Origin of the sequence: Amycolatopsis dongchuanensis (assembly GCF_039542405.1) — a bacterium.
GTDB lineage: Bacteria > Actinomycetota > Actinomycetes > Mycobacteriales > Pseudonocardiaceae > Amycolatopsis_E > Amycolatopsis_E sacchari.
In genome coordinates this window covers 25,075-43,813 of the sequence record NZ_BAABIB010000091.1, presented here as the reverse complement: position 1 = coordinate 43,813, position 18,739 = coordinate 25,075, and the positions used below count along the sequence as shown (strand labels likewise).

15 protein-coding genes are annotated in these 18,739 nt (G+C 70.6%); 10 read left to right on the top strand and 5 right to left on the bottom strand.

Annotated features, from left to right (window positions below; translation table 11 throughout):
* Positions 1-273 precede the first annotated feature (273 nt).
* The 6 genes from ABFX51_RS24775 (at position 274) to ABFX51_RS24750 (ending at position 7,214) form a co-directional block, all read left to right on the top strand.
* A complete protein-coding gene (locus ABFX51_RS24775; RefSeq protein ID WP_091504905.1) occupies positions 274-1,398 on the top strand; it encodes a BMP family lipoprotein in 1,125 nt (374 codons plus the stop codon).
* Between the two features lie 266 nt (positions 1,399-1,664).
* Positions 1,665-3,194 carry an ABC transporter ATP-binding protein gene (locus ABFX51_RS24770; RefSeq protein ID WP_091504904.1) on the top strand — a complete coding sequence of 510 codons (1,530 nt, stop codon included), beginning with the start codon at positions 1,665-1,667 and terminating at the stop codon, positions 3,192-3,194.
* Positions 3,191-4,282 (top strand): ABC transporter permease, encoded by a 1,092-nt coding sequence (locus tag ABFX51_RS24765; protein ID WP_091504903.1) that lies wholly within the window; start codon positions 3,191-3,193, stop codon positions 4,280-4,282. The genes ABFX51_RS24770 and ABFX51_RS24765 overlap by 4 nt, the downstream gene beginning before the upstream one ends.
* Positions 4,282-5,553, top strand: a complete 1,272-nt coding sequence (locus tag ABFX51_RS24760; RefSeq protein WP_091504902.1) for an ABC transporter permease — start codon at positions 4,282-4,284, stop codon at positions 5,551-5,553. The genes ABFX51_RS24765 and ABFX51_RS24760 overlap by 1 nt, the downstream gene beginning before the upstream one ends.
* A 12-nt stretch (positions 5,554-5,565) precedes the next feature.
* Complete coding sequence (locus ABFX51_RS24755) at positions 5,566-5,946, top strand: cytidine deaminase (protein WP_091504901.1); 381 nt, start codon at positions 5,566-5,568, stop codon at positions 5,944-5,946.
* The gene (locus ABFX51_RS24750) at positions 5,943-7,214 is read left to right on the top strand and encodes a thymidine phosphorylase (protein WP_091504900.1); all 1,272 of its coding nucleotides are present in this window, start codon (positions 5,943-5,945) and stop codon (positions 7,212-7,214) included. The genes ABFX51_RS24755 and ABFX51_RS24750 overlap by 4 nt, the downstream gene beginning before the upstream one ends.
* Here the strand turns inward: ABFX51_RS24750 and ABFX51_RS24745 are convergent.
* Positions 7,211-7,789 (bottom strand): TetR/AcrR family transcriptional regulator, encoded by a 579-nt coding sequence (locus tag ABFX51_RS24745; RefSeq protein WP_091504899.1) that lies wholly within the window; start codon positions 7,787-7,789, stop codon positions 7,211-7,213. The genes ABFX51_RS24750 and ABFX51_RS24745 overlap by 4 nt on opposite strands.
* Positions 7,790-7,869: 80 nt before the next feature.
* Between ABFX51_RS24745 and ABFX51_RS24740 the strand changes: the two genes are divergently transcribed.
* Positions 7,870-8,910: an NAD(P)-dependent alcohol dehydrogenase gene (locus ABFX51_RS24740; protein ID WP_091504898.1), complete on the top strand. Its 1,041-nt coding sequence runs from the start codon at positions 7,870-7,872 to the stop codon at positions 8,908-8,910.
* 251 nt (positions 8,911-9,161) lie between these two features.
* On the opposite strand, the gene ABFX51_RS24735 is transcribed toward ABFX51_RS24740, so the two are convergent.
* Complete coding sequence (locus ABFX51_RS24735; RefSeq protein ID WP_177228569.1) at positions 9,162-10,280, bottom strand: PA containing protein; 1,119 nt, start codon at positions 10,278-10,280, stop codon at positions 9,162-9,164.
* 210 nt (positions 10,281-10,490) lie between these two features.
* Between ABFX51_RS24735 and ABFX51_RS24730 the strand changes: the two genes are divergently transcribed.
* Complete coding sequence (locus ABFX51_RS24730) at positions 10,491-11,585, top strand: adenosine deaminase (RefSeq protein WP_091504896.1); 1,095 nt, start codon at positions 10,491-10,493, stop codon at positions 11,583-11,585.
* Positions 11,586-11,663: 78 nt separating this feature from the next.
* Entirely contained in the window at positions 11,664-12,884 is a 1,221-nt protein-coding gene (locus tag ABFX51_RS24725; protein ID WP_091504895.1) for an MFS transporter, read from the top strand.
* Here the strand turns inward: ABFX51_RS24725 and ABFX51_RS24720 are convergent.
* On the bottom strand, positions 12,862-13,386 hold the full coding sequence (locus ABFX51_RS24720) for a hypothetical protein (RefSeq protein ID WP_245782941.1): 525 nt from the start codon (positions 13,384-13,386) through the stop codon (positions 12,862-12,864). The two genes, ABFX51_RS24725 and ABFX51_RS24720, sit on opposite strands and share 23 nt — an antisense overlap.
* Positions 13,387-13,490: 104 nt before the next feature.
* Positions 13,491-14,744, bottom strand: coding sequence for a primosomal protein (locus ABFX51_RS24715; protein WP_091504894.1), 1,254 nt, complete (start codon positions 14,742-14,744; stop codon positions 13,491-13,493).
* Positions 14,745-14,853: 109 nt separating this feature from the next.
* Between ABFX51_RS24715 and ABFX51_RS24710 the strand changes: the two genes are divergently transcribed.
* The gene (locus ABFX51_RS24710) at positions 14,854-17,358 is read left to right on the top strand and encodes a DEAD/DEAH box helicase (RefSeq protein ID WP_091504893.1); all 2,505 of its coding nucleotides are present in this window, start codon (positions 14,854-14,856) and stop codon (positions 17,356-17,358) included.
* Here ABFX51_RS24710 and ABFX51_RS24705 read toward each other — a convergent pair.
* Complete coding sequence (locus ABFX51_RS24705; RefSeq protein WP_218153413.1) at positions 17,336-18,694, bottom strand: MFS transporter; 1,359 nt, start codon at positions 18,692-18,694, stop codon at positions 17,336-17,338. The two genes, ABFX51_RS24710 and ABFX51_RS24705, sit on opposite strands and share 23 nt — an antisense overlap.
* Positions 18,695-18,739: the final 45 nt, after the last annotated feature.

Here is an 18,739-nt window from a genome sequence, read left to right as displayed (position 1 = left end):
GCACTCAACGCCGGGTTCCCGGGTGTGATCGACCAGACACCGAGCGCGTGGCCCGCATCACTCCACCTGGTGATCCTCACGCCCCGTAGCAGGACGATCGCCCTGCCGGAGCAGTAACAAACATTTAGGTTACGGGCAGTGGCTTCCGTGCAGGCTTCCGTTCACCGCCCGGTACGGTTCGCCAGTCGAGCCCGGCGAATTCGCCGGGCCGGTCTCGGGACCGTCGTACCACGGCGGGGAGGGAGAAAGAGCGTGCGTAGAACGCGTGCCGCGATGCTGACCGCGACCGCGCTGGCGGGCGTGCTCGCACTGGCCGGATGTGCGAAGGACTCCGGCAGCGGCGGCAGCAGCAACAACAATGCGTCCGGCAACGCCGGGTCCTGCGTCACCGCGACCGCGCCGTCCGCGGCCGCCGCCGCGACGTCCTCGAGCGCCGCGGGCGCCAAGGTCGACGCGAGCGGCCTGCGGATCGGTCTGGCCTACGACATCGGCGGGCGTGGTGACGCCTCGTTCAACGACGCGGCCGCGGCCGGTGTCGACAAGGCGAAGACCGACATGGGCGTGAAGGACGTGCAGGAGAGCACGGCTTCGCCGACCGAGGACGAGGCGGCCAAGGAGCAGCGGCTGACGCAGCTGGCCGGCGGCGGGTACAACCCGATCGTCGCGGTGGGCTTCGCCTACGCGGAGGCCGTCGGCGCCGTCGCGCCGAAGTACCCGAACACCAAGTTCGCGATCATCGACGACGACTCGGTGCAGCAGCCCAACGTGACGCCGCTCGTGTTCGCGGAGGAGCAGGGCTCGTTCCTGGCCGGTGTCGCCGCGGTGTACAAGAGCAAGAACTGCCACATCGGCTTCGTCGGCGGCGTGAACACCCCGCTGATCCAGAAGTTCGAGGCCGGTTACCTGGCCGGTGCGAAGGCCGCGTCGAGCAAGGTCCAGATCGAGGACGAGTACCTGACCCCGGCCGGTGACAACACCGGGTTCCAGGACCCGACCAAGGGCAACGCGAAGGCCGCGGCGGAGATCGCCGCCGGTGCCGACGTGGTCTACCACGCGGCCGGTGCCTCCGGTAAGGGCGTGTTCCAGGCGGCCAAGGCGTCCAACGCGCTGGCCATCGGGGTCGACTCCGACCAGTACAACCAGCAGACGGTGGCCGAGTACAAGGACGTGATCATGACGTCCATGCTCAAGCGGGTCGACGTCGCGGTCTACGACTACATCCAGGCCGTCGCGACGAACAACCTGGCCTCGCTGCCGAAGCGGTTCGACCTCAAGGTCGACGGCGTCGGCTACGCCACGTCGGGCGGCAAGGTCGACGACATCAAGTCGGTGCTGGAGGGCTACAAGCAGGCCATCATCTCCGGCCAGATCACGGTGCCGACGACACCGCAGAAGTAGTTACCACCTCGCGTGCGGGGCTCGGGAGGGCGACCCTCTCCCGAGCCCCAATGGTGTTTTGAAGCGGCGGAGCCGCTTGCGGTGGGCCGCCAACCGGCACCGCCGCGGGTTCTGAGGTGGCTCCTCGCGAGGACAGCGCCGACGTGGTGACCTGGCGGTCATGAGGAGGCGATCCCGGAGCGAGGGGCCACCTCAGGTTCCGCCACCCGCACCGCCAAGCAAATCCCTTCAGAACACTTCTACGCCTTTCGGGGAGTCTCCCAACCATGACTGAGCAACCACCGGTGGTGGAGCTGCGGGGAATCACGAAGCGGTTTCCCGGCGTGGTCGCCAACTCGGACGTGAACCTGACGATTCGCGCCGGTGAGGTGCACGCCGTCTGCGGCGAGAACGGCGCGGGCAAGTCCACCCTCATGAAGATCCTCTACGGGATGCAGCAGCCCGACGAGGGCACGATCGCCGTCAACGGCGAGGAGGTGCGGCTGCGCAACCCGCAGGACGCCATCCGCGCCGGCATCGGCATGGTGCACCAGCACTTCATGCTCGCCGACAACCTGACGGTGAGCGAGAACGTCCTGCTGGGCGCGGAAAACCTGCACGGCATCGGGCGCCGCGCGAAGGCCAGGCTGACCGAGCTGGCCAAGCAGACCGGCCTGAACGCCCCGCTCGGCGCGCTCGTCGAGACGCTCGGCGTCGCCGACCGGCAGCGCGTCGAGATCATCAAGGTGCTGTACCGCGGCGCGAAGATCGTCATCCTCGACGAGCCGACCGCGGTGCTGGTGCCGCAGGAGGTCGAGGCGCTGTTCGACACCGTGCGGTCCATGCGCGAGCAGGGCTTCACGTTCATCTTCATCTCCCACAAGCTCGACGAGGTCCGCGCGATCGCCGACACGGTCACGGTGATCCGCCGCGGTACCACCGTCGGCACGGCGGACCCGAAGCAGATCAGCACGCGTGAGCTGGCCGAGATGATGGTCGGTTCCGAGCTGCCCAGCCCCGAGACCCGCGAGTCCACCGTGACCGAGCGGGCCGTGCTGCGGGTGACCGGGCTCCGGCTCGACGCCGAGGGCAGCGACCGCGCGATCCTCGACGACGTCTCGTTCACCGTGCACGCGGGCGAGGTGCTCGGCATCGCCGGTGTCGAGGGCAACGGCCAGACCGAACTGGTCGAGACCATCATGGGCATGCGGAAGGCGAGCCGCGGCCGCGTCGAGCTCGTCGAGGCCGACGGCACCGCACGTGAGCTGACCAGGCTCGGCACGCTGGCGCGGCGCGAGGCGGGGATCGGCTACATCGCCGAGGACCGCACGCGGCACGGCCTGCTGCTCACGCAACCGTTGTGGGCCAACAGGATCCTCGGGTACCAGACGCGCAAACCGGTCTCGAAAGGACAGTTGCTCGACATCGCGGGCGCGCGCCGGGACACCGGGCGCATCGTCGCCGACTACGACGTCCGCACGCCGGGCATCGACGTGCCGGCCGCCGCGTTGTCTGGTGGGAACCAGCAGAAGCTCATCGTGGGGCGGGAGCTTTCGGGCAACCCCGTGCTGCTCATCGCGTCGCACCCCACGCGGGGTGTGGACGTCGGTGCGCAGGCGCTGATCTGGGAGCAGATCCGCGTGGCGCGCCACGAAGGGCTCGCGGTGCTGCTGATCTCCGCGGACCTGGACGAGCTGATCGGGCTCTCCGACACGATCCGCGTCATGCTGCGCGGCAAGCTGGTGAGCGAAGCCGACCCGGCGACGGTGACGCCGCAGGAACTCGGCTCGGCGATGACGGGGGTGGAGGCGGCGTGACTTCCTGGCGTACCAAGGTTCTCCCGCCGCTGCTGGCGATCGTCTTCTCACTGCTCATCTGCTCGGTCGCGCTGCTGATCTCCGGCTCCGACCCGCTGAGCGCGTACTGGACGATGCTCAAGCAGCTCGGCCAGGGCACCACCGCGGTGGACACGGTGAACCTCGCGACGGTGTACTACCTGTCCGCGCTGGCGGTCGCGATCGGCTTCCAGATGAACCTGTTCAACATCGGGGTCGAGGGCCAGTACCGGTTCGCCGGGGTGTGGGCCGCGATCATCGGCGGCGCCCTCCACCTGCCGCCGGTGCTGCACGCGCTCGTGATCATCGTCGTCGCGGTGGTGGCTGGCGTGGTCTACGCCGCGATCCCGGCGATCCTCAAGGTGACGCGCGGCGTGTCCGAGGTCATCTCGACGATCATGCTGAACGCGGTCGTCGGCGGGATCGTCGCGTTCCTCATCAACCCCGACCAGTTCGGCGTGCTGACCGGAAACAACCTGCGCACGCAGGTCATCGACCCCTCCGGCCGCGTGCCGGGCATCCCGCTCGGCGACGCGAGCCTGTTCGGGTTCGTGATCATCGTCGCGGTGATCGGCGCGGGCTACTGGTTCCTGCTCAACCGCACGCGGTTCGGCTTCGAACTGCGCGCGAGCGGCGAATCGCCGACCGCGGCGGCCGCGGGCGGCGTGAACTCCAAGCGCATGACGCTCATCGCGATGCTGCTCTCCGGTGGTGTGGCGGGGCTCGTCGCGATGCCGGAGCTGCTCGGCCGCGACTTCAGCTACGCCATCACCTCCACCCAGGGCTACGGCTTCACCGGCATCGCGGTCGCGCTGCTGGGCCGCAACCACCCCGGCGGGATCGCGCTCGGCGCCCTGCTGTGGGCGTTCCTGGACAAGTCCGCCGTCTCGCTGGAGACCGTCAACGTGCCGAAGGAGATCGCGACGATCATGCAGGGCGCGATCGTGCTGTCGGTCGTGGTGGCCTACGAGGTCGTGAAGCGGGCCGACCTGGCCGCCGCGCAACGCCGCGTCGGCCGGGCGCTCTCGGGCGGGAAACCGGCTTCGGTCGCGGAAGGCGGTGCGATCTGATGGCGCTCGGAACGGCTCAGGCCGGCGACGCGACGACCGTGCCCGTGCCGCCGAGGCGGCGGCGGGTGCCCGGCTGGGCGCGTGGCGTGCTGTGGGCGGTCGGGATCATCGCGGTGCTGTCCACGGCCTCGTACCTGACCGGGGTCAACACGCTGACCTCGACGAACACCGCGCAGACCGCGCTGCGCCTCGCGCTGCCGATCCTGCTGGCCGCGCTCGGCGGGCTGTGGGCGGAACGCGCCGGCGTGATCAACATCGGGCTCGAGGGCATGATGATCCTCGGCACGTGGGGCGCGGCCTGGGGTGCCTACCACGGCGGCCCGTGGCTGGGCCTGCTCGCGGCGATGGTGTTCGGTGCGCTCGGCGGGCTGCTGCACGCGGTGGCGACGGTGACGTTCAACGTCAACCACATCGTCTCCGGTGTGGCGATCAACCTGCTCGGGCTGGGAATCGCGAAGTACCTCTCGACGCTGATCTTCCAGCCCCTGTCCGGAAACCCGCGGCAGTCGCCGACCGTGCCTGTGTTCGACACGTACTCGGCGACGTTCCTGTCCGACTGGCTGCGTGACCTGGAGAACCAGCAGCGTGTCGGCATCTCCGACGCGGCCGGGCTGGTCGACGGGCTCGTCACGGGGGTTTCGCCGCTGACGATCATCGCGATTCTGCTCGTGCCGGTCAGCTACCTGGTGCTGTGGCGGACGCGGTTCGGGCTGCGGCTGCGCTCGGTCGGGGAGAACCCGGTCGCGGCGGAGTCGCTGGGCGTGAACGTCTACGCGTACAAGTACGTGGGCGTGCTGTTCTCGGGTGCGCTGGCCGGGATGGGCGGCGCGGCGCTGGTGCTGCTGCAGGGCGGCGGCGGGTACCTGGAGAACCAGACCAACGGCCGCGGTTACATCGGCCTGGCCGCGATGATCTTCGGCAACTGGCGGCCGGGCGGCCTGCTCGGCGGTGCCGCGTTGTTCGGGTACGCCGACGGTCTGCAGCTCGCCGGTGGTGGCAAGGCGGTGCTGGCGCTGCTGTACGGCGCGGTGCTGCTGCTGGTCGTGGTCGTGGTGGTGCAGCTGATCCGCCGGCAGTGGATCGCGGCGGCGCTCGGTGTCGTCGGCGCGGGGATCCTGTACTGGATCTACTGGTCGAACGACTCGCTGCCCGGTGACCTGATCCCGTACACCGCGCACGTGGTGACGCTGATCGTGCTGGCGGCGGCTTCGCAGCGGCTGCGGCCGCCGAAGGCCGACGGGGCGCGGTACCGGCGTGGTGAAGGGGATTGACGGGTGTCCACTGTGGACTGGGATGCGCTGCGGGCGGAAGCCGTGCGGGTGGCGGAAAGCGCTTACGCGCCTTACTCGAAGCTCCGGGTGGGCGTGGCGGGCCTGACCGACGACGGGCGGGTCGTGCAGGGCTGCAACGTGGAGAACGCCTCCTACGGGCTCGGCCTGTGCGCCGAGTGCACGATGGTGGGGCAGCTGCGGCTGTCCGGCGGCGGCCGCCTGGTGGCGGTCGCCTGCCGCTCCGGCGACGGGGACCTGCTGATGCCGTGCGGCCGCTGCCGCCAGCTGCTGTACGAACACGGCGGACCGGAGTGCCTGGTGGACACCCCGTCGGGCATCCTGCCGATGTCGTCGGTGCTGCCGGACGCCTTCGGCCCGGACGACCTGCCGTGATCACCGCGGTCGACGTCATCCGCGCGAAGCGGGACGGTGGGCGGCTGTCGGACGAGCAGATCGCGTGGGTGGTGGACGCCTACACGCGCGGAGCCGTGGCCGAGGAGCAGATGGCCGCGCTGGCGATGGCGATCTTCCTGCGGGGCATGGACGCCCGCGAGACCGCCACGTGGACCGGCGCGATGATCGACTCCGGGGAGCGCCTGTCGCTGGCCGTGGACCGGCCGACCGTGGACAAGCATTCGACGGGCGGGGTCGGCGACAAGATCACCCTGCCGCTGGCCCCGCTCGTCGCGGCGTGCGGGGCCGCCGTGCCGCAGCTGTCCGGGCGCGGGCTCGGGCACACGGGCGGCACGCTCGACAAGCTGGAGTCCATCCCCGGCTGGCGGGCGGCGCTGTCCACCGACGAGATCACGCGGCAGCTCAACGACGTCGGCGCCGTGGTGTGCGCGACGACCGAGGGGCTCGCGCCCGCCGACCGGAAGTTGTACGCGCTGCGGGACGTCACGGGCACTGTCGAGTCCATCCCGCTCATCGCGAGTTCGATCATGAGCAAGAAGATCGCCGAGGGCTCGTCGGGGCTGGTGCTGGACGTCAAGTGCGGCTCGGGCGCGTTCATGAAAACCCCGGAGCAGGCGCGGGAGCTGGCGCGCACGCTCGTCGAGATCGGGACCGCGCACGGGGTCGCGACGACGGCGCTGCTGACCGACATGTCCGTGCCGCTGGGCCGGGCCGTGGGCAATGCCGTGGAGGTCGCGGAGTCGGTCGAGGTGCTGCGTGGCGGGGGACCGGCGGACGTCGTCGAGCTGACGGTCGCGCTGGCGCGGGAAATGCTGGCGCTGGCGGGCATCGACGCGGACCCGGCGGCGGTGCTCGCGTCCGGGGAGGCGTACGAGACGTGGTGCCGCATGATCAGCGCCCAGGGCGGCGACCCGGAGGCGCCGTTGCCCGTCGCCGAGCACGTGCACGTGGTGCCCGCGCCACGCGACGGGATCCTGGAGCAGCTGGACGCCTATGCCGTGGGCGTCGCGGCGTGGCGCCTCGGCGCGGGACGGGCACGCCGCGAGGACCCGGTCCAGCACGCGGCAGGCGTTGTCCTGCAAGCGAAACCCGGTGATCGGGTCTCGGCGGGGGAACCGTTGCTGGAGCTGCGAACCGACACGCCGGAGGCAGTGGCGGGAGCTCTGGAGGCGCTGGAAGGGGCCGTCGTCGTCGGCGACGGGCCCGTGTCTCAGCGGCCTTTGGTGCTGGAGACCGTGCGCGCTTAGAGCATCACCGCGCGCTCGACGCACTCGCGGAGCAGCTGACGACGGCGTTCGTGGTCCTCGGCCGGGTCGTCCGGCGTGGCGGCGTGCATCCCGCTGACCGGTGACCACGCGAAGGCCATCGCCAGGACCATGGTGAACAGGTCGAGCGGATCCCCGGGCCGGACGCGACCCGCCGCCTGGGCGGCCGCGATGGCCGAGAGTTTGGCTTCGTCGTTCGCGCCGTCGGAAAGCCTGCCGGTCGGACGGCGCTCCAGCCGCAGCCAGGTCATCAACCGGACCAGTTCGGGGTGGCGCAGGGTCTCGTCGTACATCGCCACCGCCCAGCCGGGCAGGTCGTTCGCGTCGAAGCGGACGGCGTCGACGAGCCGGTCGGCCCGGTCGGCGACGACCGCGTCGAACAACCCGTCCTTGTTGCCGAAGTAGCCGTAGAGCTGCGCCTTGTTGGTCTGGGCCGCCGCGATGATGCGGTCCACCCTGGCGCCGGCGATGCCGCGTTCCGCGAACTCCACCGCGGCGGCGTCGAGGATGCGCCGGCTGGTCGCGGCGCCACGCGGGGTGGTCGGCAGTGCGGGCACGGGAACAACCCTAACAGACGAACCAGTCTGTTTGCGTGTACGCTGGAAACAGACCGAATAGTCTGTCTGGAAGGATTCCCATGCGAACGACCACTGGCTGGCAGAGCGCCGGCGGCACCGAACTGCGGCGGCTCCCGTTCGAGCGTCGCGACCTGCGTGACGACGACATAGCCGTGCGCGTCGACTACTGCGGGGTCTGCCACAGCGACCTGCACGCGCTCCAAGGCCTCACCGGCAAGCCGACCGAGGGGATGGTCCCGGGGCACGAGTTCACCGGCACCGTCACCGAGGTCGGCCCGTCGGTGACGGACTTCGCCGTCGGGGACCGCGTCGCGGTCGGGACCATCGTCGACTCCTGCGGGAAGTGCGCGATGTGCCAGGCGGGGCAGGAGAACTTCTGCCTGGAGGGCGGCGTCAACACCTACGGCGGCACCGACCGCATCGACGGCACGGTGACGAAGGGCGGCTACAGCCGCGAGTACGTGCTGCGCGACAAGTTCGCCTACCGGCTGCCCGACGGGCTCGACCCGGCGGCCGCGGCGCCGTTGCTGTGCGCGGGGATCACGACCTGGGAAGCCATGCGTGCGGCCGGCGTCGGGCCCGGCAGCAAGGTCGCCGTCGCCGGGCTGGGCGGTCTCGGGCACCTCGCCGTGAAGTTCGCCGCCGCGCTCGGTGCCGAGGTCACCGTGCTCAGCCGCACCCCGGACAAGCTCGACGACGCGCGTCGGCTCGGCGCCACCGACCTGGTGGTCACCAGTGATGAAGCGCAGCTGCGCCAGTCGGCTTGGCGGTTCGACCTGGTGCTGGACACCATCCCCGGGCCGCACGAGCTGTCACCGCTGGTCGATCTCCTGACGCTGGACGGGACGCTGAGCGTGCTCGGCTACCCGCTGCAGGAGCCCGCGCCGCTGATCAAGCTGGTCTACGGGCGGAAGAAGGTGACCTCGTCCGGGACCGGCGGGCGGCGGGGCACGGCGGAGATGCTGGCTTTCGCCGCTGAGCGCGGGGTGGTTGCCGACGTCGAGGTGCTGCCGTCCGGGCGGGTCGGGGAGGCCTTGGAGCGGTTGGCTCGGGGGGATGTGCGGTACCGGTTCGTGCTGGATCTGGCTGATTTGGGTTGATCGTCGGGGTGGGGCTTGGGGCTGGGGGTGGGGGTGCGGCTTGTGTGCCCGGCGCTGGCGCGCCTGCTTGAGCGGCCCCACCCCCGCCCACCCTTGACTCGCCGGAGCGGCCGTAAGTGCGGCTGGGGATCGGGGCGGGGGTGGGTGTGGGCGGTGTGGCCGCTCGCGTTGCATCGCCGGGCGGCGGTTGGGTGCTGTGGGCATGAAAAAGGGCCCTCCCGCTCTGTGGAGTAGTGGGAGGGCCCTTGTGCCTAGTTCTCGTTCGACTCGTCGGTGTCCGGCTTCGCCTTGATCTCCGTGCCCTTCGGTGCGCGGCCGTTCCTCGCGCGGCGGGGCTGGCGCGGGGCCGGCGGGGGCGGGGCGATCTGCGGGACAGCGGGACCGCCGCCGAGCATCAGCTCCGCGAACGTCGCCATCGCCTCGTCGAGCTGGCCGCCGATGCGGCGCTCCGACTCCTCGTTGTGCTGGCGCACCAGGTTCGACACGTTGTCCGCGTCCGGACGGCTCGACAGCGTGTTCTCGACCCGTGAGAAACCGCTCTTCACCGAACCGCCGAGGTCGCCGAACTGGGCGTTCACGCCCTCCTCGACCTTGTCGATCCGGCCGGTCAGGTCGTCGAGGCGGTTGGTGATCGTCTCCAGCTTGCTCGACAGGCCGTCCAGCCGCTGGGTCGAGTCCAGCATCTCGCCGGTCTCGTCGATCGCCGTGCGCAGGCCCTGCGCGGTCGCCTCCAGGCGCTCCCGCGTCGCCGTGTCGAGGGTGTCCACCCGCGACCGCAGCTCGGCCTGCCCCGACTCGATCCGCTCACGCAGATCGGCGTCGCCCGCCTCGACGCGCTCGCGCAGCGCCGCCTCCGCACGGTCGAGCCGCTCGTTCACCGGGCCGTGCACCGACTGCGGCAGCGCGTCCAGCTTCGCGTCCTGCTTGTCCAGGTGCCCGTTCAGCTCGTCGAGCCGCCGGTGGATGCTCTCCAGCTTGTCCTCGAGGCCGTCCATGCGCCCCGCGACACCCTCGAAGCGCGCGGCCACGCCGTCCAGCCTGCCGTCGAGCTGCGCGAACGGCTTCGCGAGCTTGTCGACGATGCTCTCGACCGCCCGCGCCAGGTCCGCGATCGCGTTGTCCTGCGCCTCGAGCTTCGACATGGCCTCGTCCAGCCGCTCGGCCAGGACGCTGACCTCGGTGCGGTCGGGCAGTTCGGACAGCCGCTTGCGCACGGCGCCGAGCGAGTCGACGGGCGCGAGCCGCGCGTAGATGTCGTCGAGAGCGTCGAAGATCTGCTGCTGCTCGCTCTCCCGGACTTCGGCCGCACGCACCAGCATGTTGCGCATCCGGTCGAAGGACGGCGCTCCAATGTGATTGTCAGTGGTCACTTCGAGGTCCTTCGTCGGCGGGGAAAGAAGGGACGTTGGGCCGAAGCTTAACCGGGATAAAATTGCTCTGGGTATCGCCCCCGTAAAGGCGGGCCGGTCCCGCGCTACTCACATGGCCCATTCCGCCCGCTGCCTGCGGAGCTGAGGGTGAGGTCGAGGTGGAGAGTTCAGCGGCCATCGGGGTGACGGGGCCGTGGGTACCGTGAGGGCATGTCTGCTGCCGTACCCCCGTTGACCTTGGAAGCGATACGTTCCGTGCCCAAGGTGTTACTCCATGATCACCTGGACGGTGGCCTGCGTCCGGCCACCGTCGTCGAGCTCGCCGCGGCCACCGGCTACGACGCGCTGCCCACGACGGACGCCGACGAGCTGGGCCGCTGGTTCCGCGAGGCCGCCGACTCGGGCTCGCTCGAGTCCTACCTGGAGACCTTCGCCCACACCTGCGGCGTCATGCAGACCGAGGAAGCCCTGGTCAGGGTCGCCGCGGAGTGCGCGGAGGACCTCGCGGCGGACGGGGTGGTCTACGCCGAGGTCCGGTACGCGCCCGAGCTGTTCGCCGAGCGCGGTCTGTCGCTGGACGCCGTCGTGGAGGCCGTCCAGGCGGGGTTTGCGGAGGGTGAGCGCCGGGCCGCCCAACAGGGGAAAAACATCCGAATGGGTACTCTTCTGTGTGCGATGCGTCAGCACGCCCGCGCACAGGAGATAGCGGAAGTCGCGGTGCGTTACCGGGATGCCGGAGTCGTCGGGTTCGACATCGCGGGACCGGAAGCCGGATTTCCGCCGACCCGTAATCTCGACGCTTTCGAATATCTGCGTACGAATAACGCGCATTTCACCATTCACGCCGGTGAGGCGTTCGGGCTCGCGTCCATTTGGGAGGCCATTCAGCACTGCGGCGCCGAGCGGCTCGGGCACGGCGTGCGGATCGTGGACGACATCAAGACCGGTCCCGACGGGTCGGTGGAGCTCGGCAGGCTCGCCGCCTACGTCCGCGACCGCCGGATCCCGCTGGAGATCTGCCCGTCCTCGAACGTGCAGACCGGGGCCGCCGCGTCGATCTCCGACCACCCCATCGGGTTACTGAAGCGGCTCCGCTTCCGGGTGACCGTCAACACCGACAACCGCCTCATGAGCGGCTGCACGGTGTCGAGCGAGTTCGCCGCGCTGGCCGAGGCGTTCGGCTACGGCTGGGCGGATCTCCAGTGGTTCACGATCAACGCGATGAAGTCCGCGTTCATCGATTTCGACCAGCGGCTGGACCTGATCGACAACGTGATCAAACCGGGCTACGCCCACCTGGTGTGACCGTGCGGGAAACCCCTTGCTGTAGTTAGCCTGAGTAAGTAATGTCCAAGATGTAAGAGCTACTTCTCACATTTTGGGATGGCAACGATGGCGGGCACCGCGGTACCGGGCACGGAGAGCAAACGGCGCTGGGGCATCCTCGCGCTCGGGCTCGCCGCCCAGACCGCGAGCTGCGCGTTCCTGTACGGCATCCCGTTCCTGGTCCCGGCCATGCGGGCGGCGGACGGCCTGTCGCTCGCGCAGGCCGGGACCGTGGTCGCGGCACCCAGCGTCGGCCTGCTGTTCACGCTCATCGCGTGGGGCGCCGCCGCCGACCGCTACGGCGAGCGGCTCGTGATGGCGCTGGGGCTGGGCGGCTCGGGGCTGCTGTTGCTGGCCGTCGGGCTGGGCGGTCCGCCGCTGGGCCTGATGATCGCGCTGTTCCTGCTGGCCGGCGCCAGCACGGCGTCGGTCAACGCGGCGAGCGGCCGGGCCGTGATGGGCTGGTTCGCGCCGTCCGAGCGCGGGGTCGCGATGGGCATCCGGCAGACCGCGCAGCCCCTCGGCGTCGGGGTCGCCGCGCTGGGCCTGCCGCCGCTGGCGCAGCACTGGGGTTTCCACGCCGCGATGCTGTTCCCCGCGTGCCTGGCGCTGGTGGTCGCGGCCCTGGTCGCGTGGCTGGTGCTCGACCCGCCGCGCCCGCCGAAGAAGGCGGGCGCGCCGAAGGCGGTTTCGCCGTACCGGCAGCCTGCGCTGTGGCGGCTGCACGGGGCGAGCACGCTGCTGGTGGTGCCGCAGTTCGCGGTGTCGGCGTTCGCGCCGGTGTACCTGGTCAGCGCGCACCACTGGAGCCCGCTGGCCGCCGGGTGGTTCCTCGCGGCGGTGCAGGCGCTGGGCGCCGCGGGACGGCTGGCGTCCGGCTACTGGTCGGACCGCGTCGGCAGCAGGCTCCGCCCGATGCGGCAGCTCGCCGTGGCCAGCGCCGCGGTGATGCTGCTGGTCGCACTCGGCGACGCGACGTGGCCATGGCTGGTGCTGCTGGCGCTGGTGCTCGCCGCGGTGATCACCGTCGCCGACAACGGGCTGGGCTTCACCGCCTCCGCCGAACTCGCCGGGATCGACTGGGCGGGGCGGGCGATGGGCGCGCAGAACACCGCGCAGAACATCGCTTCGTCGCTCACGCCGCCCCTGCTGGGCCTGGTCATCGGCGACTCGCGGTACGCGCTGGCGTTCTGCGTCGCGGCCATCTTCCCGGTGCTGGCCATCGGCCTCACGCCGGTTCAGGCGGAGCGGGCGCTCACTTCAGGTCGAGGCCGCTGACGCGCCAGGAGCCGTCTTGCTGCTTGAGCTTGAGGGTGAGGTGGAAGTTCCCGACCCCTTCGCCGCTCGAGCCGATCAGCATCAGGTCGTGCAGGCTGTGCCCGTCCACGGTGATCGCGGTGTCGGGCACGCTCATCGCGTCGCCCCCGGCAGTGGTGGTGCTCACCTTCACGGGCGCCTGCGGCGGCAGCGTGACGCCCGGCTTCGCCCACGCTTCGTGCAGCGACCTGAACGTCCTCGTCGCGGTGGGGGAGGAGCACTTGCTCAGGTCGTCGCCCGGCGAGGCGGTCAGCTCACACGCCTTCTGGTACTCCTCGCGCAGGACGGCGGTGACCCACGTGCTCACGGCGTCCTCGGGGCCGGCGGCCGCGGCCGACGACGTGGACGCGGCCGCCGAGGACGGGGCCGGCCCGCTCGAGGCGGCCGGGGCGTCGGTGCCGCAGGCGGCCAGGCCGAGTGCGAGGACGGGCAGGGCGGCAAGACATCTGCCGGACGAAGGCATCGAGGAACTCCCGGGGGGATCGGTGAAAACGGTGTGCGTGACCCTAGGGGTAGGCGGCACCGGACGCACCGATCCGGAGTCTTACGGGCAACCCGGAGGGGCCGTCAGTGCGCCCGCAGTCGGTTCTCGAACGCCTCGACGAGCTTGCGCCACTCGCTCTGCTCGGTGTCGAACGGGGCGCTCGGCGCGAGCCGGTTCGGGTCCGGCCGCAGCACGAACGACACCAGCCAGCCCAGACTCTCCGAAGAGGACAGTGCGGCGCCCGCGCTGTCGTCGTCCGCCCAGTCCCCGGCGTCCGTGAGCAGTTCGACCGCCAGCTCCAGCTGCGTCGGGTCGACCGAGTCGGGGCCCTCGCCGAGGTCCTCGGCGAGACCGGCGAGCACGTAGGTGTTGTCGGTGTCGACGTCGAGCTCCAGCTCGCCCGCGGTCGCCTTCGTGAGCACCTCGTCCCAAGTGGACACCTGCGCCAGGTCGGTCTCGGCCAGCTCACCCGGGTCCGCCAGCGCGCGCAGCAGCGCCTTGGGCGAGGTGTAGACGTCGATCCGCCCGTCGCTGCCGAGGAACACCGGCTCGTCGTCGAGGTAGCAGCGGAGCGTGTAGTACTCCTTGTCCGAGGTGACGATCTTGATCGGGTCGATGCCGACCTCGGCCCAGAAGCCCGTCGGCTCGTCGTCCTCCTCGTCGGCCTCGTCGACCGTGGTGTCGAGGTCCTCGTCGTCCTGCGCCTCGACCCCGGCCTCCGCCTCGGCGGACTCCTCCAGGAACGCGGCCAGCTCCTCCGCGGTCTGGTCCAGCGTCGCGGCGTCGACGTCGGGCACCTTCACGAGGCTGTCGATCGCGTCGAGCACGGTGTCCCACTTCTCCGACACCGCCTCGGACAGGTCGGTCCACAGGCGCTCGCCCTCGCGGCCGGTGAACGGCAGCCGCCCCTGGTCCAGCAGCGAGAAGCCCTCGGTGGCGTCGAGCACCTCGTGCACCTCGTCCAGCTCGCACACGTCGGCGAGCGAGCGGACGATGCCGACGATCTCGGCCAGCTCGCTGATGGTCCACGAGTCCGGCTCCTCGGCGACCAGCTCCGGCACGCCCACCAGGTCGTAGGAGTGGTCGTCGTCGGGGATCAGCTCGGGGACGTTCAGCGCGGGCACGACGTGCCACGCCGGGTGGTCGATCAGGTCGTGCTGCTCGGCGGTGCGGACGAAGGCCGCCAGGTGCGCGGCGTCGGGGAAGGCGTACAGGTCCTCGCCGTCGCCGAGGAAGGCCTCCCACTCCTCACCGTCCTCCCGCCAGCGCGGGGCCCAGAGGGTGACCAGGTCCCCCTGCGGCAGTCCCAGTTCGATCGGGACGATGTCCTGTGCCATTGCCAGTCCTCCGGTTCACCACCTGTGTGCAGCGAAGCCTACGGGTTTGCGGGTGTGACCGCGATGGGCCCCATGGCCCCGGCACCGGGGATGGCACGATGGACCCACGATGACTCTCGCAGACCTCCTACCAGCGGATCCCGACCCCGACGCGCTGTTCGAAGCGTTCTCGTCCTGGACGACCGAACGCGGCATCGAGCTGTACCCGGCGCAGGAGGAGGCGTTGATCGAGGTCGTCTCCGGTGCCAACGTCATCCTCTCCACACCGACCGGCTCGGGAAAGAGCCTGGTCGCCGTGGGTGCGCACTTCACCGCGATGGCGCACGGCAGGCGCTCCTACTACACCGCGCCCATCAAGGCGCTGGTGAGCGAGAAGTTCTTCTCGCTCATCGAGATCTTCGGCGCGGACAACGTCGGCATGATGACGGGCGACTCCAGCGTGAACCCGGACGCGCCGATCATCTGCTGCACGGCGGAAATCCTGGCGAACATCGCGTTGCGCTTCGGTGCCGACGCGCCCGTCGGCCAGGTGGTCGCCGACGAGTTCCACTTCTACTCCGAGCCCGACCGCGGCTGGGCGTGGCAGGTGCCGATCGTCGAGCTGCCGCAGGCGCAGTTCGTGCTCATGTCGGCCACGCTCGGCGACGTCTCCTTCTTCGAGAAGGACCTGACGCGGCGCACGGGGCGCAGCACGGCGGTCGTCACGTCCGCGGAGCGGCCGGTGCCGCTGACGTACCGCTACGCGCTCACGCCGTTGCACGAGACGATGTCCGAGCTGCTCAACGGCGGCCAGGCGCCCGTCTACGTCGTGCACTTCTCGCAGGCCGCGGCCGTCGAGCGCGCGCAGGCGCTGATGAGCATCAACGTCACCAACCGCGCGGAGAAGGACGCGATCGCCGAGATGATCGGCGACTTCCGCTTTTCGGCCGGGTTCGGGAAGACGCTGTCCCGGCTCGTGCGCCACGGCATCGGGGTGCACCACGCCGGGATGCTGCCGAAGTACCGGCGGCTCGTCGAGCAGCTGGCCCAGGCCGGCCTGCTCAAGGTGATCTGCGGGACGGACACGCTCGGCGTCGGCATCAACGTGCCGATCAGGACGGTCGTGTTCTCCGCGCTGACGAAGTACGACGGGGTGCGGCAGCGGCACCTGAAGGCACGCGAGTTCCACCAGATCGCCGGCCGCGCGGGGCGTGCCGGGTTCGACACCGACGGGTACGTCGTCGTGCAGGCGCCGGACCACGTGGTCGAGAACGCGAAGCTGCTGGAGAAGGCGGGCGACGACCCGAAGAAGAAGCGCAAGATCGTCCGGAAGAAGGCGCCGGAGGGGTTCGTCAACTGGACCGAGAGCACCTTCGAGCGGTTGATCGCGTCGCCGCCGGAGCCGCTCACGTCGAGCTTCCGCGTCACGCACTCGATGCTGCTGAACGTGATTTCCCGTCCCGGCAACGCGTTCGAGCACATGCGGCACCTGCTGGAAGACAACCACGAGGACCGGCAGGCGCAGCGCAGGCACATCCTGCGCGCCATCGCGATCTACCGCGCGCTGCTCGCGGCCGGGGTCGTCGAGCGGCTGGACGAGCCGGACGAGGAGGGCCGCACCGTCCGGCTGACGGTGGACCTGCAGTTCGACTTCGCGCTCAACCAGCCGCTGTCGCCGTTCGCGCTCGCCGCGATCGAGCTGCTGGACGTGGAGTCGCCGACGTACGCGCTCGACGTGGTGTCCGTCATCGAGTCCACTGTGGACGACCCGCGGCCGGTGCTGTCGCAGCAGCAGTTCAAGGCACGCGGTGAGGCCGTCGCGGCGATGAAGGCCGAGGGCATCGAGTACGACGAGCGGATGGCGTTGCTCGACGAGGTCACGTACCCGAAGCCGCTGGAGGAACTGCTGCACGCGGCGTACGAGACGTACCGGCGCGGGCACCCGTGGGTCGCGGACTACGAGCTGTCGCCGAAATCCGTGGTGCGCGACATGTACGAGCGCGCGATGAACTTCGTGGAGTACGTCAACTTCTACTCGCTCGCGCGGTCGGAAGGCCTGGTCCTGCGGTACCTGGCGGACGTGTTCGACGCGCTGCGCCACACCGTGCCCGACGAGGCGAAGACCGAGCCGTTGCAGGACCTCATCGCGTGGCTCGGCGAGCTGGTGCGTCAGGTGGACTCGAGCCTGCTGGACGAGTGGGAGGCGCTGCGCCACCCGACCGATCCGGCGGCGCACGCGCCGTCGCTGCCGGAGGGCCCGCCCCCGGTCACGCGCAACGAGCGCGCGTTCCGGGTGCTCGTGCGCAACGAGCTGTTCCGCCGCGTGGAGCTGGCGGCGCGGCGGGCGTACGAGGAGCTCGGCGAGCTGGACGCGGCGTCCGGCTGGGACGCGGTCGAATGGGAGGCCGCGCTGGAGGAGTACTACGAGGAGCACGACGAGCTGCTCACCGGCCCGGACGCCCGCGGCCCCGCGCTGCTGATCATCGAGCAGGAGCCCGAGGTGTGGCGGGTGCGCCAGATCTTCGATGACCCCGACGGCAACCACGACTGGGGGATCAGCGCCGAAGTGGACCTCGCGGCCTCCGACGAGGCGGGCTCGGCCGTCCTGCGCATCACGGACGTGAACCGGCTCTGACCGGGATCGTCCGGTCCAGGCCCGCGAGCAGGGTCGAGACCACCCCGATGCCGAGGACGAGCAGGGCCAGCCGGTGGAAGCCGGCGTCGGTGACCTGGCCGCCGAACGTGATGCCGATGAGGCTCGACGAGAAGATCGCGCCGATGTAGCCGGCGGTGCGGAACAGGCCGGCCGCGACGGCGATCGTGTCGCCGGGGGAGCGGGCGTAGAGCGTCGCCTGGTTGGCGAAGTTCGACAGCCCGTTCGTCACCCCGAACAGGCCCGACAGGGCGATCAGTACCGGGACGGGCGAGCCGCGGTGGACGTCGAGCATCAGCGCGCCCGCGGCGATCACGGCGGCGGCGCCCGCGGTGAGTGGCAGCCGGACCCAGCCCCTGGCGGACGTGACGCGGGCGAGCACGATGCTCAGCAGCGACATGGGCAGCAGGAGGAGCCCGGACGCGGAGGCGGAGTACCCGCCCGCCTCCTGCATCCACTGGCTGGTGGCGTACAGCGAGGTGTAGACGCCCAGTCCGACGACGAGCTGACGCAGGTAGGTTCGTTGCAGCGGGCCGTTTCCGGCGAGCATCCGCACGTCGATCAGGGGAGCGGTGGCGCGCCTTTCCCACAGCAGCAGGGCGGCGACGAGCACGACCGCCACGGCGAGCTGCCACCACACGGGATGGGCGAGGCCGCCGAGGAAGAGCAGCAGCACGACGACGGCACCCGCGAACAACGCGATGCCCGGCAGGTCGATCGCGGCGCGGGTGCGGGATCGGGGTTCGTCCTTCTCGACGGCGAAGAAAGCCGAAACCAGCGTGACGGCGGCGAGCGGCACGTTGACCCAGAACAGCCCGCGCCAGCCGAACGCCCCGGCGAGCACCCCGCCGACCGGGAGGCCGAGCACGACGGTGACCTGCGCGGCGATGCTGAAGTCACCGAGCACGCGGCTGGGTACGCCGGTGCCGAGCCGGTCGGCACGCCGGCGCACCAGCGCCATCGCCGCCGGGTAGCAGGCGGAGGTGCCGACGCCGATCAGCGCCCGCGAGACGAGCAGCATGCCGAAGTTCACCGCGAGCCCGCCGAGCGCGCCGCCGACCAGCAGGATCGCCACGCCGGTGAGGAAGATCCGCCGGGGTCCGAACAACGTGGCCAGCTTGCCCATCGTCGGCTGCATCACGGCGCTGCACAGGTACAGCACGGACACCAGCGTCGCCGCCGTGCCGGGGCCGAGTGAGAAGTCGGCCGCGATCCCGGCGAGGCCGGTGGCGATCAGCGAGCTGTTCAGCGGGTTGAGGGTCGTGCCGAGCATCAGCGGGCCGGTGAACCGCAGGCCGAAGGGCTTCTTCTCCACCATCGCCATCCTTAGTAGTACTAAGCGTATTCTTTCGTTATACTAAAG